General features: G+C 61.4%; 9 protein-coding genes and 1 other RNA gene. 5 read left to right on the plus strand and 5 right to left on the minus strand.

Annotation, left to right across the window (positions count from 1 at the left end; all coding sequences use genetic code 11):
- Positions 1–34 precede the first annotated feature (34 nt).
- Positions 35–2,620: a fimbria/pilus outer membrane usher protein gene (locus N5B55_RS03770; RefSeq protein ID WP_304539192.1), complete on the plus strand. Its 2,586-nt coding sequence runs from the start codon at positions 35–37 to the stop codon at positions 2,618–2,620.
- Positions 2,621–2,943: 323 nt separating this feature from the next.
- The gene (locus N5B55_RS03775) at positions 2,944–3,201 is read left to right on the plus strand and encodes a hypothetical protein (protein ID WP_304539193.1); all 258 of its coding nucleotides are present in this window, start codon (positions 2,944–2,946) and stop codon (positions 3,199–3,201) included.
- 131 nt (positions 3,202–3,332) lie between these two features.
- On the opposite strand, the gene ssrA is transcribed toward N5B55_RS03775, so the two are convergent.
- The 4 genes from ssrA to ubiG all read right to left on the minus strand — a co-directional run bounded on the left by ssrA (position 3,333) and on the right by ubiG (position 9,025).
- Positions 3,333–3,690, minus strand: a transfer-messenger RNA (tmRNA) gene (gene ssrA / locus N5B55_RS03780).
- 32 nt (positions 3,691–3,722) lie between these two features.
- Positions 3,723–7,505 (minus strand): DUF748 domain-containing protein, encoded by a 3,783-nt coding sequence (locus tag N5B55_RS03785; protein WP_304539194.1) that lies wholly within the window; start codon positions 7,503–7,505, stop codon positions 3,723–3,725.
- A 117-nt stretch (positions 7,506–7,622) separates the two neighbouring features.
- On the minus strand, positions 7,623–8,312 hold the full coding sequence (locus N5B55_RS03790; RefSeq protein WP_154208222.1) for an HAD-IA family hydrolase: 690 nt from the start codon (positions 8,310–8,312) through the stop codon (positions 7,623–7,625).
- Positions 8,309–9,025: a bifunctional 2-polyprenyl-6-hydroxyphenol methylase/3-demethylubiquinol 3-O-methyltransferase UbiG gene (gene ubiG, locus N5B55_RS03795; protein ID WP_304539195.1), complete on the minus strand. Its 717-nt coding sequence runs from the start codon at positions 9,023–9,025 to the stop codon at positions 8,309–8,311. The genes N5B55_RS03790 and ubiG overlap by 4 nt, the downstream gene beginning before the upstream one ends.
- A 159-nt stretch (positions 9,026–9,184) precedes the next feature.
- Here ubiG and N5B55_RS03800 point away from each other — a divergent pair, with 159 nt between their 5' ends.
- Positions 9,185–9,688 carry a glycine zipper 2TM domain-containing protein gene (locus tag N5B55_RS03800; protein ID WP_065857223.1) on the plus strand — a complete coding sequence of 168 codons (504 nt, stop codon included), beginning with the start codon at positions 9,185–9,187 and terminating at the stop codon, positions 9,686–9,688.
- A gap of 182 nt (positions 9,689–9,870) precedes the next feature.
- Here N5B55_RS03800 and ompA read toward each other — a convergent pair whose 3' ends face one another.
- Entirely contained in the window at positions 9,871–10,527 is a 657-nt protein-coding gene (gene ompA / locus N5B55_RS03805) for an outer membrane protein OmpA (protein WP_065857225.1), read from the minus strand.
- A gap of 431 nt (positions 10,528–10,958) precedes the next feature.
- Between ompA and gyrA the strand changes: the two genes are divergently transcribed.
- Together gyrA and N5B55_RS03815 are read left to right on the plus strand one after the other, a co-directional pair.
- Positions 10,959–13,628 carry a DNA gyrase subunit A gene (gene gyrA / locus N5B55_RS03810; RefSeq protein ID WP_154208218.1) on the plus strand — a complete coding sequence of 890 codons (2,670 nt, stop codon included), beginning with the start codon at positions 10,959–10,961 and terminating at the stop codon, positions 13,626–13,628.
- A 127-nt stretch (positions 13,629–13,755) separates the two neighbouring features.
- The gene (locus N5B55_RS03815) at positions 13,756–14,316 is read left to right on the plus strand and encodes a DUF2059 domain-containing protein (protein ID WP_065857230.1); all 561 of its coding nucleotides are present in this window, start codon (positions 13,756–13,758) and stop codon (positions 14,314–14,316) included.
- The last annotated feature ends 47 nt before the right edge of the window (positions 14,317–14,363 follow it).

Below are 14,363 nucleotides of genomic sequence, written 5' to 3' on the forward strand. Positions count from 1 at the left end.
CCTCCGATTCACAAAGCCAGAAGCGAGCATTGCAATGTCTACCTGCCAGACGACCAAAGCGTTCTCCAGAAAGGCCGTTGGGAAAGCGGCTCTTGTACGCCCGAGCACAACGCCGCTCTACCTGGCCGTGTGTCTTGCGATGATGAACAGCGCGCGCGCCACCGAAGGGGAGACGCTCGTCGCACAGGTGGATCCAACGCTCCTCGCATTCAATACGAGTTTCCTGAACGGCCAAGGACGGCCAGCGGACCTGAGCGCCGTACTGAGTTCGGGCAGCAGCGTGCCGCCCGGAAACTATCGGGTGGAGGTGGAGGTCAACGGTAATCTGGTCGGGCGTCGCGACATCGATTTCTACCAAGACACCGACAAGGCCAAGCTGCGCCCGTGCCTGACGGCGAAGATGCTTCAGGACTTCGGTGTCAACCTGAGCGCGATCAACCCGCCGCTGGATGTCAACAGCCAAGCCTGCCTTGATCTGCCGCACCTGCTGGATCAAGCATCGGTCGATTTCGACGCTGGCAGGCTCCAGCTCAACCTGAGCATTCCGCAAGCCTTTCTTTCCCGCGCGGCGCGCGGCTATGTAGACCCTGCGCTGTGGGACGAAGGGGTCACTGCCGGTTACGTCAACTACCAGTTCAGCGGCAACTACGGTCATAGCCACATCGGCACTGACAGCAGCAGTTACTTCATTGGCCTGCAGAACGGCGTGAATATCGGGCGCTGGCGCCTGCGAAACGAGTCCACGCTCACCGGCAGCAACAGCGGCCAGACGCGATTTAAGAGCAACCGCACGCTCGTGCAGCGCGACGTCGATGCCATCAAGGGCCAGCTGACATTCGGCGAGCAGTATTCTGACGCAACGCTGTTTGATAGCGTGCGGTTTCGCGGGGTGCAAGTCACTTCTGACGATGCCATGCTGCCCGACAGCGAGCGCGGCTATGCGCCGGTAGTGCGCGGTCAAGCAACCACCAACGCGGTGGTCGAGGTGCGCCAGAGCGGCTATGTGCTCTATCGGGCCAACGTGCCGCCTGGCCCGTTCCAGCTGACCGACATCTTCCCGTCCGGCTCCAATGGCGATCTGGAGATCACCGTTATTGAAGCTGACGGTAGCAAGCGCGTCACGCATCAGGCGTTTTCAAGCCTGCCGCTGATGCTGCGCAATGGGCGCCTGAAGTACAGCTTTGCGGGCGGCAAGTACGATGGCGACCAGGGCCCCGCGCCTAATCTGGTCAGCGGCTCGCTCGTCTATGGCCTGACCGACAACAGCACGGTGGCGGGCGGCCTGCAAGTGTCGAAAGACTTCCAGGCCTTGAACGTGGGCGTTGGTACCAACACGCCCATCGGCGCGCTGTCCGTTGATGTCACGCAATCGAGCAGCCGCGTGCGTGGCAAGCGCGACACCGGCCAGAGTGTGCGGATTCTGTACGCCAAGACGTTCACGAGCACCAATACCAACTTCACGTTGGCTGCCTATCGGTATTCCACGTCGGGCTACCGTACCTTCAATGATCACGTCAACGATCTCAGCAACAACCCAAGCAACGACTGGTTCAACGCCTCGGGCTTCCAGGGCGGCCGTAGCCGCTCACGCATCGACCTGACGACCAGCCAGGACCTGGGTGGCGTCGATCGCCGATACGGCAGCGTCTACCTCAACCTCAGCCAGCAGACCTTTTGGAATCAGCCGGGCTCGAGCCGCAGCGTTAGCGTTGGATACGGCAACAACTGGAAGCAGTTGAGCTACAACCTGAGCCTCAGCCAAACTAAGGACACGCGCTTTGGCGGAAGCGGCAGCAGCACGCAAGTCATGCTGACAATGTCCATCCCGCTGGGTGCCAAGCTTCGGTCTGCGCGTGCCTATACCAACGTCAGCAACACCAGCAATAGCGGCACCAACGTTCAAAGCGGCCTGAGCGGTTTCATCAACGAGAACACGTCGTACGCCATGCAGGCCGGTTACACCGGCGGGGGCCGCGGCGCGACGGGCGGGGCAAGCCTCACCCGCGATACCGACGTCGGCCAGCTCAACGCCAACGTGAACGTCGCCCGCGACTATCAATCGGCCAGTGTTGGCGCCACGGGTTCCGTGGTGGTCCATCGCGGTGGCGTCAACTTGAGCCGTACCGTTGGCGATACCTTCGCGCTGATGAAGCTTGAAGGGCTCAAAGGCGTGGACGTCAAGACCAATGTTGGCACCTCGGTCGGCCGCAACGGCTACGCCGTGGTCACGTACGCGCAGCCGTATCGGCTGAATGCACTGAGCCCGGAGACCCATAACCTTGGCGCGGATGTCGAACTGGAAGACACTGTGATGCAGGTGGTGCCGCGCCGCGGCGCCATCGTGCAGGCCACTTTCAAGGGCTACAGCGGGCAGCGCGCCCAGTTTGCACTCCAGCAGGCCGACGGCAAGCCCGTTCCCTTTGGCGCCAGCGTGGAAGACGCACAAACCGGCCGCCACCTCGGCATCGCCGATCCGAACGGCAGCGCATTTGTGCTGCTCAATCAGGAGCAGGGCACCTTGTCGGTGAAGTGGAAGAGCGGTCAATGCCAAGCGCCCTACGCCCTGCGCCCCGCCGAAGCCGGGCGGAATTATCAGAGGCAGACGCTGCGCTGCCGCTGATTACCGGCGGGCGCGACATCCTCACCGTCGAAGTCACCTTCCACCGCCGCTCCTTGTCGAATCTGCGCAGCGGCGACGCTTAGGTGCGCCACGCGATCACGCCCGTGCGGTAGGGCGCTAAATCAATCCGAAGGGATACAACCTGAAAGAATCATTGAGGAAGAGTACCGATATCAGTACGTCAATCGGCTGACGCAAACAAATCAGGAATACGAATTGATGCAGGATTCCGTCGGGTTCAATTTTTATATCTAATCGATATGGATTTGCCGCAGATAAGCGAAATATCGTGAGGGCAAATGTTTTAAATCTATTCGTATCAGTTGAACCCCAACACCGGCATAGTGGATGCCACGCGCGCGGTTGTTGCACTTGATGCTGGCTCGACAGCCAAGGGCGTGGGGTTGCAGCTGCTGGATAACGCGGGCAACCCTGTTGCGGTGAAGACGCCGCTCCAGTTCAGCGCGTACGACAAGCTGGGTGGCAACTTCAACATACCGATGCAGGCCATATCAGCAGACCGCGGCCACGGTCGTGCCGGGTACTGCGAATACCTCAGTCACGTTTGTGATGGGCTATGACTAGGTCTACGTAGTGAGTTGTTCAGCTCAGTACGTCAGTTACCTGTTTTAGAACATCTTCGTGTGCTTAGAGCACGCCAAGAAAAAACCCGCGACAGCTTGCACTGTCGCGGATTTTTGCTTTGAAAAGCTGGTGGAGCCGGCGGGAATCGAACCCGCGTCCGCAAGCCCTCCACAGAGAGTTCTACATACTTAGTTCTGTCATTTGATTTAACCGCCGCATCGCGGACGAACACGCTCTACGACGGCGATTCACTAAGTTTTCGTCTCTAGGCCCGTGACTCACCTAAAGCTTATCTGACGTAAATGACCTCGCTGGTCTTGCGACCCTAGCCCGTCAGCGAGCCAGTGCGAGGACGGCGGCCCTTAGGCTGCCAGTGCGTAACGTTCGTCGTTAGCAGTTATTGCATTCCCATTGATTAACGAGGTGACGGGTCCTCGGTATGCCCTCCACTGCTTTGCAACCCACGTCGAAACCAGGTCGGCCCCAGTAAGGAAGTATCGATTATCCCATAGATGGGCTACTTCAGCGAGAAATCAACCCGCGTCGTCTTGCCCTTGTCCTTGATGCCTTCTGCGCTGAGTTTTGGGGCGACAACAAAGAGGCGCTCCGGATCCACGCGTTCAGCAAGTGCAACATGCACCGCATTCGCGCGACGCTGCGCGAGTTCACGCAGATCCGCATCCGTCACTTGCACATTGGTCTCCATCAACTTGCGCATCTCGTCGGCTGGCAACGATTTGGCAAGTCCGATCACGTTGCGCGGCTTCGGGAATTTGGCGGCCTTGTAGGCACGTTCAAGGTACTTGTTCTCTTCTTCTGGCTTGACCGTCGTATCCGCCTCAGCAGCATCGCCGGCGTCCTGGAGCTTCTGTTCGCGAATCTGACGGTTCACGGCCTCCCGGCGCAGGCCGTCGCGGTCGAATTCTGGATCGACGCGACCGACGATGTCGACCTTCAGGGCAGGGCGGTCCTTGAGTGCGGTGGCGAGCTTGTCGAGTTTTGCCACCGACGCCTGACTGATGGTTGATGTGCCCGGATCGAATTCAATGTAGCCGAGTTCTTCGCCACCGCTGCCGCCGAATGCGCTCGCCAGCAGCGAGAACGGTGCCGTCACGGCGCGTGCGATGAGGTTGACGAATGCACGCAAAATGACGCCGCCGATGCTGAACTGTGGGTCATCGAGCGAGCCAGATACCGGCACGCGCACGTCGATCTCGCCCCGTGAATTCTTCAGCAGCGCCACCGCAAGGCGCACCGGCAGGTTGGTAGCATCTTTGCTTTCTACGCGATCGCCGAAGGTGAGCTGGTCGATGAAGATGTGGTTATCGGCGGTCAGCTTGCCCTGGTCGAGCAGGTAGTGCAGATCCATCGTCAGCTTGCCCTTGGTGATTGGGTAGCCGGCGTATTTGGCGGAGTAGGGCGTGAGGTTGGTCAGTTCCACGCCGTCGGCCTTGGCCGTCAGGTCCACGAAGGCCGTGGGGGCGAGCGGGTTCACCTTGCCGTGGATGTCCACCGGTGCCGTGCCGTCGACACTGCCCCGCAGCGTCACATCTGCGGGTGTCTGGCTGGAGGCCGTGCTGATCGTGCCGATCGAGCCTCCGATGGCGGTCAGGTTGGCGGTGTAGTTCGGCTTGACGAAGTTATCTGTGAAACGGATGTTGCCATCCTGCAGCGTGATGGCATCAACGCGAAGGTCGGCGCCGCCGGCTTTGGGCGTGGGGCCCGTGGCTGTGACGGTGACGGCCGATGCGGGTGCCGCAGTCAGGGCCGAAGCCACCACGGGGGCGGCTGCCGAGGCGGACGCTGCAGCGCCCGATGCCGATGCAGGTTCGCTTTGCGTTAGCGAGCGTCGCTCCTCGGTCGGCTGCACGCGGATGTCCTGCAGGTTCAGGCGTCCATTCGGATTGATGATGATCCGCGCGTAGAACGTCGACAGCGCCACCGCGCCCACCCGCACACGCGGCGTGGTGCCGTCGTAGTTGGCCTGGATGCGGTTGAGCGCGAGCGAACGCCAGCGCAGGAAGTCGTCCGAACTCAAGCGGTCTTGCAGACGCACGTTGCCCAACGTCGCGTTGCCCTGGTAGTTGACCGTCAGCGCCTTGCCCTGGTTGAGCACCAGGCGTCCGTCCATCGATAGCAGCGCGCTCGTAATCGCCGCATTCAGCGTCTTGTCCAGATACGGATCGAAGCCCGCCAGCGATAGGTTCTGCGAGTTCACGAAAAGGTCCGCCTTCAGCGGCTGCGGCACCACTTGGCCGCGCACATCGAGCTTGCCCTTCGTGCCCAGGCCCGCGTTAATCTGCACGTTGACGGGTTTGCTGAGATCGTTCGATGCGTTCTGCACGACCACGTTCAGCGGTTCGACGCGCACCTTGACCGGGCGCGAGTTCGATTGGTCTTCAAAGCCGACAGCGCTGTTGTCCAGCTTGAGCGTTTGTACAGTCACAGCCCACGGCCTTTCCCCCGGGGCGTTCTGCTTTGCGTCGGACTTGACGGGCGCTGACGGGTTGCCCGCCACCGGTTGCGGACCATCGAGCAGCGTCAACGTGGTTGTACCGTCCTTCTTGCGCAGTGCGTCGATCTGCAGCCCGTCGGCACGCACTTCGTTGAGCGCGATGGTGCGTGCGCCCAGGTCGAAGCTCTTGACGTCCGCGCGCAGCAGCTTGGCGCGCAGCGCGGTGTCCTTACCCAAGGCGGGCGCCAGCGACAGATCGGCCAGGCTTGCGGTCAGCGGTGCCGCACGCACGTTGAATTTATCCGGCCCGAAGTCGAGTGCCACCTTGCCGTCGGCCGACAGCGCGCCGTTCTGCAATTGCGGGGCACCCGCCTGGCGCAGATACGGGCCGATGCCGGCCAGCTTCACGCCGTCCAGCTTCAGTTCCAGTTCGCCCGTGTGCTTCTCCAGTGACGTGCTGCCCTTGATATGGAGCGCGCCGCCTTGCGCCAGCTTGGCGCCCACATCCAGCGTGGTGGGGCCGCCCAGCGTACGCACACCAATATCGCCGTGAAGGTCTTCCAGCGTCAGGTCGGCGGCCGGTTGCGTAGCCGCGTCACGCCAATGAACGGTGCTGCTCATCAGTTGCAGCTTGCTGACCACCACATCGAAGGGTTTCGGTTTGGCGGTTGGTGCGGGCTCGGCCTTGGCTGCTTGTGCGTCGGCAGGCGCAGGTTTGCCGCCGAGCTTCGCGAAATTGACCGCGCCATCAGCGCCACGTGTGGCATCGACGCGTACGCCATCGAGCGTCAGCGCATCGAAGTGGAATACGTTGTCCAGAGGACGCACATCGGCAAGCGTTGCGCGCACCTGTCTTGCGGCCACCAGCGGTGCTTTGTTGGCATCGACCACTTCCAGGTTGTCGAGGCCAGTCGTGCCACGCACGCGCAGTATCGGCGCGCCGCTCTTCGGCTTTTGAAAGTCGATCGTCAGGTCGGTCGTCAGCTTGCCTTGCGGCACCCCCACCGGAAGCGGGCCGGGCACGTAGCCGAGGTAGCGAGGCAGATCCAAGCCATCGATCTTGACGTTGAGGTTGGATTCAAGCGAATCGGCGAATGGCTTTGTCTTGCCCGCAAAATGCAGCGGAGCGCCGTCGATGCGCGCGGCCAGCAGCGGCTGCACAAAGATGTCCACGTCGGCTGGCAGGCTCGCCAGGAACGGCACGCCGATCTGCAGGCCATCGACCTTGTGCTGGGTGCCGAGTGGCTGGTCAACAAAATCGATAGCGCCGTTGGCGAACTGCAGATTGGCAAAGACGAAACGGGCCGGCTCGTTCGACTTCGGCTTGGGCGGGTTCTCCGGCTGGCTTAGCCGGTCGACGATGTCGGAGAAGTTGAAGCGCTGCTCGGCAGTGCGCACGATGCGCACGTGGGGCGCGTCAATGCTGAGTTCTTCAATGACAGGGGCGCGGCGGAAGATCGAACTCCACGACGCGTTCATATGCAGGTGGCCAACGTCGACGAACGGTGTCTTTCCGTCGCGCTCGGTCACGTGGAACTGGTCGACATCAAGCCGCAGCGTGTATGGGTTGATGCTGATCTTGCCCACCGAAACCGGCCGTTCCAGCAGCTTGCTGAGCTGGGTTTGAGCTACGTGGCGCAGCAGTGGCGGGCCGCCGAAGGCGCCGAGCAAGCCGAACACCACCAGGAAGACCAGTACGCCGATCCCAATGCGCTTGGTGCGCCGGGATGTACCGACTCGCGCCACGCGTTGCCAGCCGGCCGTGCCGCGCACGCGTTCAAGCCGTGCGCGCCAGCCGTGGGTATTTGATTGCAGTTCAGGGCGCGAATCGGGGGAGGTACTCATGCTGGTGTCGGCGGCCATAGCGTGGCCTACTTCGTCAGTCGGTCGACCGCCACGTCCCCGATGGGAGGCAGCGGTCCTGAAAAGTGCGGCGCCCAGGCCTTCACCTGAGCATCGTGGTCACGCGCGTTTCGATTCGAGCAGCAGCGGAATCAGCTCGGCCGCGCTGGCAATCAGCGCATCGGCGCGCCATTCCACGGGCGATGGTCCATTACCACAATAGCCGTAACTGGCCGCAATGGTAGGCATGCCGGCGGCGCGGCCGGCTTCAATGTCGCGAAGGTCGTCGCCCACGTAGACGATCTGCCGTGCATCGACGCCGATGGAGTCGGCCGCATGCAGCAGCGGGGCAGGGTGGGGCTTGGCGTGCGGCGTAGTGTCGCCCGCAACGACGCACGCCGGCGGCACCGGCAACGGCAACTGTGCAACCAACGGTACCGTCAGTCGGCCCGACTTGTTGGTGACGATCCCCCAGGGAATACCGGCACGGCCCAGTTCGGCCAGCACGTCTGCCATGCCCGGAAACAGCTGTGTACGCACGCAGATTTCCGCCTCGTAGTTGGCGAGAAATGCGAGTCGCAGCGTTTCGAACTCCTCGTCCCCCGGCCCAACGCCGAAGGCCACGCCAATCAGCCCGCGCGCACCATGCGAGGCCACCGGGCGAAGCGCTTCGTAGTCGACCGGCTCGAGGCCGCGGTCAGTGCGCACCTTGTTGGCCGCCGCGGCCAAATCGGGAGCCGTGTCAGCCAGCGTGCCGTCCAGATCGAACAGCACCGCGCCCAGCGGATCGGGAAACCGGCGCGCCGTCATGCCTCGACCGGACGGCGCGTCGCCATCAGGTAGTTGACGCTCGTGTCCCGCGTAAGAGCGTAGCGGGCGGTGATGGGGTTGTATTCCAGCCCGCGCAACTCTTGCGCCTGAAGGCCGGCCGCGCGTACGAACGCGCTCAGCTCTGACGGGCGGATGAACTTAGCGTAATCATGCGTGCCGCGCGGCAGCATGTTGAGGACGTATTCCGCGCCAATGACGGCTAGCAGATACGCCTTGGCATTCCGGTGGATGGTGGAGAAAAAGACGTATCCACCCGGTTTGACCAGCGTCGCGCAAGCGCGCACAACCGATGCTGGATCAGGCACATGTTCGAGCATTTCCATGCAAGTGACGACATCGAAGCTGCCCGGCTCGCGTGCGGCCAACGCTTCTGCGGCGATCTCCTCGTAATCGACGGTAACGCCGGCCTCAAGGCTATGCAGGTCGGCAACACGCAATGCTTTGCGGGAGAGATCGATGCCTTTGACGATGGCCCCGGCACGCGCCATGCTCTCTGAGAGGATGCCGCCGCCGCAGCCCACGTCGACGACGCGTTTGCCGGCCAGCGGGGCGATCGACTGAATCCAGTCAAGCCGCAGCGGATTGATTTCGTGCAGGGGTTTGAACTCGCTGTTCGGATCCCACCAGCGGTGAGCAAGTTCGCTGAATTTTTCGAGTTCGCCGGGATCGGCGTTCGCGTGAGTGGTCGTCATGTTGCGCTGCGCCAGGGCATATCGGCTAGGTGAGGAAATGTACCAAAAAGCGAGGCCCCGACCAAATAGCGGGTCTGCGAAAAGGTTTCACATTGAAACAGACGTGAACAAACGCGCATGCAATTCCTCCAACTGTCACCTTCGCTCAAGGAGAGATCAATGAAATCCAAACACATTCTGATAGGACTGGGTGTTGCTGGCCTCACGGTGCTGGCAGGTTGTGCCGCGCCGGGTTACGGCGGTGGCTATAACGGTGGGTATGCACAACAGCCGGCCTATGGCCAGCAACCGGCTTATGGCGGGCAGCCGCAGCAAACGGGCGCTCTTTATGGCCGCGTGGAATCGATCCAGCCGATGCAAGCCCCGGCCAATAGCCCGGGCATCTTGGGCACGATTATCGGTGGTGTGGCCGGCGGTATCCTCGGTCACCAAGTGGGCGGGGGTACGGGCAACACCGTTGCGACCATTGGCGGCGCAGCGCTTGGCGCTTATGCAGGCAACCAGGTTGAACAGCGCGCCGGCGCCGGTGGGCAAACCGTGTACCGCATCAGCGTGCGCCTGGACGATGGCCGCGTCGCGACCGTGACGCAGCGGAATCCGAACAACCTGCGTGTTGGCGATCGCGCCATGGTCGCCAACGATCAGGCGACACCTTCTTATTAGTAAGAGGGGCAGTTGTGAGAAAGGGGCGCCGGATGCCCCAAAAGCAAAAAAGCGATGGCGCATTTGGCGTCATCGCTTTTTTAATGCCCATCCCGCAGTAAACCAGACGAGGAAGATCCGCAGACTTATGGACGAAAAAAAAAGCCCAGCTTTCGCTGGGCTTTTTCCCGGTGTGAACCGACTTACTGAGCCTTGCGGGTGCCGACCACTTCGACGTCCACGCGGCGGTTCGGTTGCTGGCAGGCGATTTGTGCCTTGCGAGCGCCCTTGCACGACTTCGGATCAACCTTCAGCTGGCGCTTGCCCTTGCCTTCCGTGTAGACACGGTTGGCTTCGATGCCCTTGCTGACCAGGTAGCCCTTGACGGCTTCAGCACGACGGACCGACAGGCGGTCGTTGTACTTGTCCGAACCGAACGAGTCGGTGTGGCCAACGGCGATCACGACTTCCAGGTTGATGCCTTGCAGCTTCGAGACCAGGTCGTCCAGCTTAGCCTTGCCTTCCGGCTTCAGCACCGCCTTGTCGAAATCGAACAGGGTGTCAGCAGCGAACGTAACCTTCTCGCTCGACACAACCGGAGCAGCCGGAGCGGCCGGAGCAGCCGTCGGAGCAGCAGCCGGAGCCAGAGCGCCGTCGCATTGTGCGTTGGCGGTTGCCGGCGTCCAGAAGCCATTGCGCCAGCACAGTTCGTTCGTGCCGTTCTTCCAGACCCACTCGCTCGTGCCGTTACCCCAGTTGTCGTTGACGGCCTTCTTTTCGTAGGGCACCGACTGAGCGTAAGCGGACGCAGCCATGGCTACCGCAGCTGCAGCGAACGCGAGCTTGGCAAATTTTTTCATATTTCTCCTCTCAGGATGAGATCACCGCAGAAGACTGCGAGCAGATGGGACGAAAACAAGTCATACATTCTTCGGAGTATAACATTCTCGGTGTGGTGAAGGCTCCACTTCGAACAATGTCTGCCTCTTCGCTGGGGGATTGTGCCACAAGCACGCACTCCTAAAAAGCAAATATAAGCGATTCGAACGGGGCGCCATGGCCTTGTGGTGTGTACGCAACAAGGCAGGAAATGGCTCGCAAACCCTTATGGGGATTGGCTCGCCGGTTTTGCCCTCCCTCGCAGGGAACGTGCCCGGGGTTGCCGATGCGTCGCTCGCGCGCATGAGGGGAGGGGGCTTGCGGCATGGTAAAATGTTCTGTTATTCGCGCAACCGCAGCGTCCTGTGGTGCGCGTCGCTGTGCTCACTAGGGACCTCCCACCGTTCGCCCAATGGATCAATTCGCCAAAGAGACACTCCCGGTATCGCTCGAAGAAGAAATGCGTAGTTCGTACCTCGCTTACGCCATGAGCGTGATCGTGGGCCGCGCGCTTCCCGATGTGCGGGATGGTCTCAAGCCGGTGCATCGCCGTGCGCTTTATTCGATGCACGAGCTGAACAACGACTGGAATCGCCCCTATAAGAAGTCCGCTCGTATCGTCGGGGATGTGATCGGTAAGTACCACCCCCACGGCGACACTGCTGTATACGACACCATCGTGCGGATGGCGCAGAACTTCTCGCTGCGCTACATGCTGGTCGACGGCCAAGGCAACTTCGGCTCCGTCGACGGCGACAACGCGGCGGCGATGCGTTACACCGAAATCCGCCTCTCGAAGATCGCCCACGAACTGCTGGCCGACCTCGACAAGGAAACCGTCAATTTCGAGCCGAACTACGACGGCTCCGAAACTGAACCGTCCGTTCTGCCAGCGCGCATTCCCAACTTGCTGATCAATGGCTCGTCCGGGATTGCGGTGGGGATGGCAACGAACATTCCGCCGCACAACCTCAATGAGGTGGTCGATGGCTGCTTGCACTTGCTGCGCAACCCGGAAGCGACGGTCGACGAGTTGATTGAACTGATCCCGGCGCCGGACTTCCCGACGGCGGGCATCATCTACGGCATTTCGGGTGTGCGTGAAGGCTATCGCACCGGCCGCGGCCGTGTGGTGATGCGCGCCAAGACGCACTTTGAAGATATCGACCGCGGCCAGCGCCAGGCGATCATCGTCGACGAACTGCCGTATCAAGTTAACAAGCGCACGCTGCTGGAGCGTATTGCTGAGCTGGTCACCGAAAAGCGTATCGAAGGCATTTCCGACATTCGCGACGAGTCGGACAAGTCCGGCATGCGCGTGGTGATCGAACTCAAGCGCGGCGAGGTGCCGGAGGTTGTGCTCAACAACCTCTACAAGAATACCCAGCTGCAAGACACGTTCGGCATGAACATGGTGGCGCTGGTCGACGGCCAGCCGCGCCTGCTAAACCTGCGCCAGATGCTGGAGTGCTTCCTGCTGCATCGCCGCGAGGTGGTGACGCGTCGCACCGTGTTCGACCTGCGCAAGGCGCGCGAGCGTGGTCACATCCTGGAAGGTCTGGCTGTTGCGCTTGCCAACATCGACGAGTTCATCGCCATCATCAAGGCCGCGCCGACCCCGCCGGTCGCGAAGGCAGAGTTGATGAGCCGCAGCTGGGATTCGGGGCTCGTGCGGGACATGCTTGTTCGGGCAGAGAGCGAAACGTCTGGCGGTGGCGCCGCGTATCGGCCGGAAGGTCTGCTGCCCGCTTTCGGTATGCAGGGCGATGGCCTGTACAAGCTGTCGGACACGCAAGCGCAGGAAATCCTGCAGATGCGCTTGCAACGCCTCACCGGGCTCGAGCAGGACAAGATCGTTCAGGAATATCGTGAAGTGATGGCGCAGATCGCCGATCTGCTGGATATCCTGGCGCGGCCGGAACGTATTACCGCCATCATCGTCGAGGAACTGACCGCGATCCGCGCGGAATTCGGCGATGAGCGTCGCTCGCAGATCGAGCACAATGCGACCGAGTTGGATACAGAAGACCTCATTACGCCGCAAGATCTGGTGGTGACGCTGTCCCACAGCGGCTACATGAAGAGCCAGCCGATTTCCGAGTACCGGGCGCAAAAGCGTGGCGGCCGCGGCAAGCAGGCTGCGGCAACGAAGGAAGACGACTGGATCGACACGCTCTTCGTCGCCAACACCCATGACTACATCTTGTGCTTCTCGAACCGTGGCCGCCTGTACTGGCTGAAGGTTTGGGAAGTGCCGCAAGGCAGCCGCAATTCGCGCGGCCGTCCGATCGTCAATATGTTCCCGCTGTCGCCGGGCGAGAAGATCAACGTGATCCTGCCGGTGAAGCAGTTCGACGAGCAGCACTTCGTCTTTATGGCCACCTCCAAGGGGACGGTCAAGAAGACGGCGCTGACCGAGTTCTCGAATCCGCGCAAGGCCGGCATTATCGCGGTGGATCTGGACGAGGGCGATTTCCTGATCGGCGCGGACATTACCGATGGTCAGCATGATGTGATGCTGTTCTCCGACGCGGGCAAGGCCGTGCGCTTCGATGAAAACGACGTGCGCCCGATGGGTCGCCAGGCGCGCGGCGTGCGCGGTATGAATCTGGAAGAGAACCAGCAGGTGATTGCCATGTTGGTCGCGCCGGCAGAAACCGCGGGCGAAGGGTCCCAATCCGGCGCCGGCAGCGTGCTGACCGCCACTGAAAACGGCTACGGTAAGCGCACGCCAATCTCCGAATACACCCGGCATGGCCGCGGCACGAAGGGCATGATCGCCATCCAGACCTCCGAGCGTAATGGCAAGGTCGTGGCAGCGGCGCTGGTGGCGCCGGAAGACGAAATCATGTTGATCACGACGGGGGGCGTGCTGATCCGCACGCGTGTGGACGAGATCCGTGAAATGGGTCGGGCCACGCAGGGTGTCACGCTCATCTCGGTGGGTGAAGGCAACAAGCTGTCCGGGCTGCAACGTGTGATGGAGTCCGACGCTGAAGGTGCAGATGGTGCTGAGGGCGCCGATGCGACCGATGCCGCCTCGGGCGCAGATGCACAGGCGGATGACAGCACCGAGACATAATTGGAAACATCTTTTGCTTGCCGTTGCGCGCAGTTCTGTCATGATGCCGGCCTGTGCGCGGCAAGGGCTTGGAACTTTTGCGTCACTCGCCCGGCCTAAACGCAACGCTTATCTCAAGGGAGCAACAATGCACAAGAGTCTCAAACTCAAACATCTGATCGTGGTGGCCGGTTTCGCTCCGCTGTTCGCGTTCGCGCAGGCAGCCGACGCTGACAAGACGGCAGCCATCAAGGACTTGCTGACGACGATGAACGTCGACGCGGCCATCAAGGGTCAAGGTGAAGTGTTGGCCAACGGCGCAAAGCAGGAAGCCCCGCTGGTGCTGGAGCAGGCACTGGTCGAGAACAAGACTCTGAATGACAAGCAAAAGCAAGCCGCTGTCGACAAGCTGAAGAAGAACGGCGCCGTGCAGCGCATGACCGACGGCGCTGGCAAGGACTTCGACACCGAAGCCTTCCGCAAAGACGCTCTGCAAGCCCACTATGATTCGCTGGGTAAGTACTACTCGACCCAGGAAATCAAGGATCTCACTGCATTCCTGAAGACGCCTAGCGGCCAGAAGTTCATGGCCAACCAAGGCAAGGCCATGCAGGAAGTGTGGGGCAACGTGATGCAAAAGTACGGTCCGCAGGTCGGCAAGAAGATGCGCGACATGGCTGACAAGGAAGTTGCCGCCGCTTCGAAGTAATTGGCCGGCGTAGGCAGGCAAACGGGGGGGCACCCCCTTAGCGCTGT

Source organism: Ralstonia pickettii (genome assembly GCF_030582395.1).
GTDB classification, from domain to species: Bacteria; Pseudomonadota; Gammaproteobacteria; order Burkholderiales; family Burkholderiaceae; genus Ralstonia; species Ralstonia pickettii_D.

Bases quoted from the DNA above. Each gene is read 5' to 3' on its own strand.
- N5B55_RS03770 (WP_304539192.1), top strand. From the start codon at position 35: ATGTCTACCTGCCAGACGACCAAAGCGTTCTCCAGAAAGGCCGTTGGG.
- N5B55_RS03785 (WP_304539194.1), bottom strand. From the start codon at position 7,505: ATGAGTACCTCCCCCGATTCGCGCCCTGAACTGCAATCAAATACCCAC.
- N5B55_RS03790 (WP_154208222.1), bottom strand. From the start codon at position 8,312: ATGACGGCGCGCCGGTTTCCCGATCCGCTGGGCGCGGTGCTGTTCGAT.
- ubiG (WP_304539195.1), bottom strand. From the start codon at position 9,025: ATGACGACCACTCACGCGAACGCCGATCCCGGCGAACTCGAAAAATTC.
- N5B55_RS03800 (WP_065857223.1), top strand. From the start codon at position 9,185: ATGAAATCCAAACACATTCTGATAGGACTGGGTGTTGCTGGCCTCACG.
- ompA (WP_065857225.1), bottom strand. From the start codon at position 10,527: ATGAAAAAATTTGCCAAGCTCGCGTTCGCTGCAGCTGCGGTAGCCATG.
- gyrA (WP_154208218.1), top strand. From the start codon at position 10,959: ATGGATCAATTCGCCAAAGAGACACTCCCGGTATCGCTCGAAGAAGAA.
- N5B55_RS03815 (WP_065857230.1), top strand. From the start codon at position 13,756: ATGCACAAGAGTCTCAAACTCAAACATCTGATCGTGGTGGCCGGTTTC.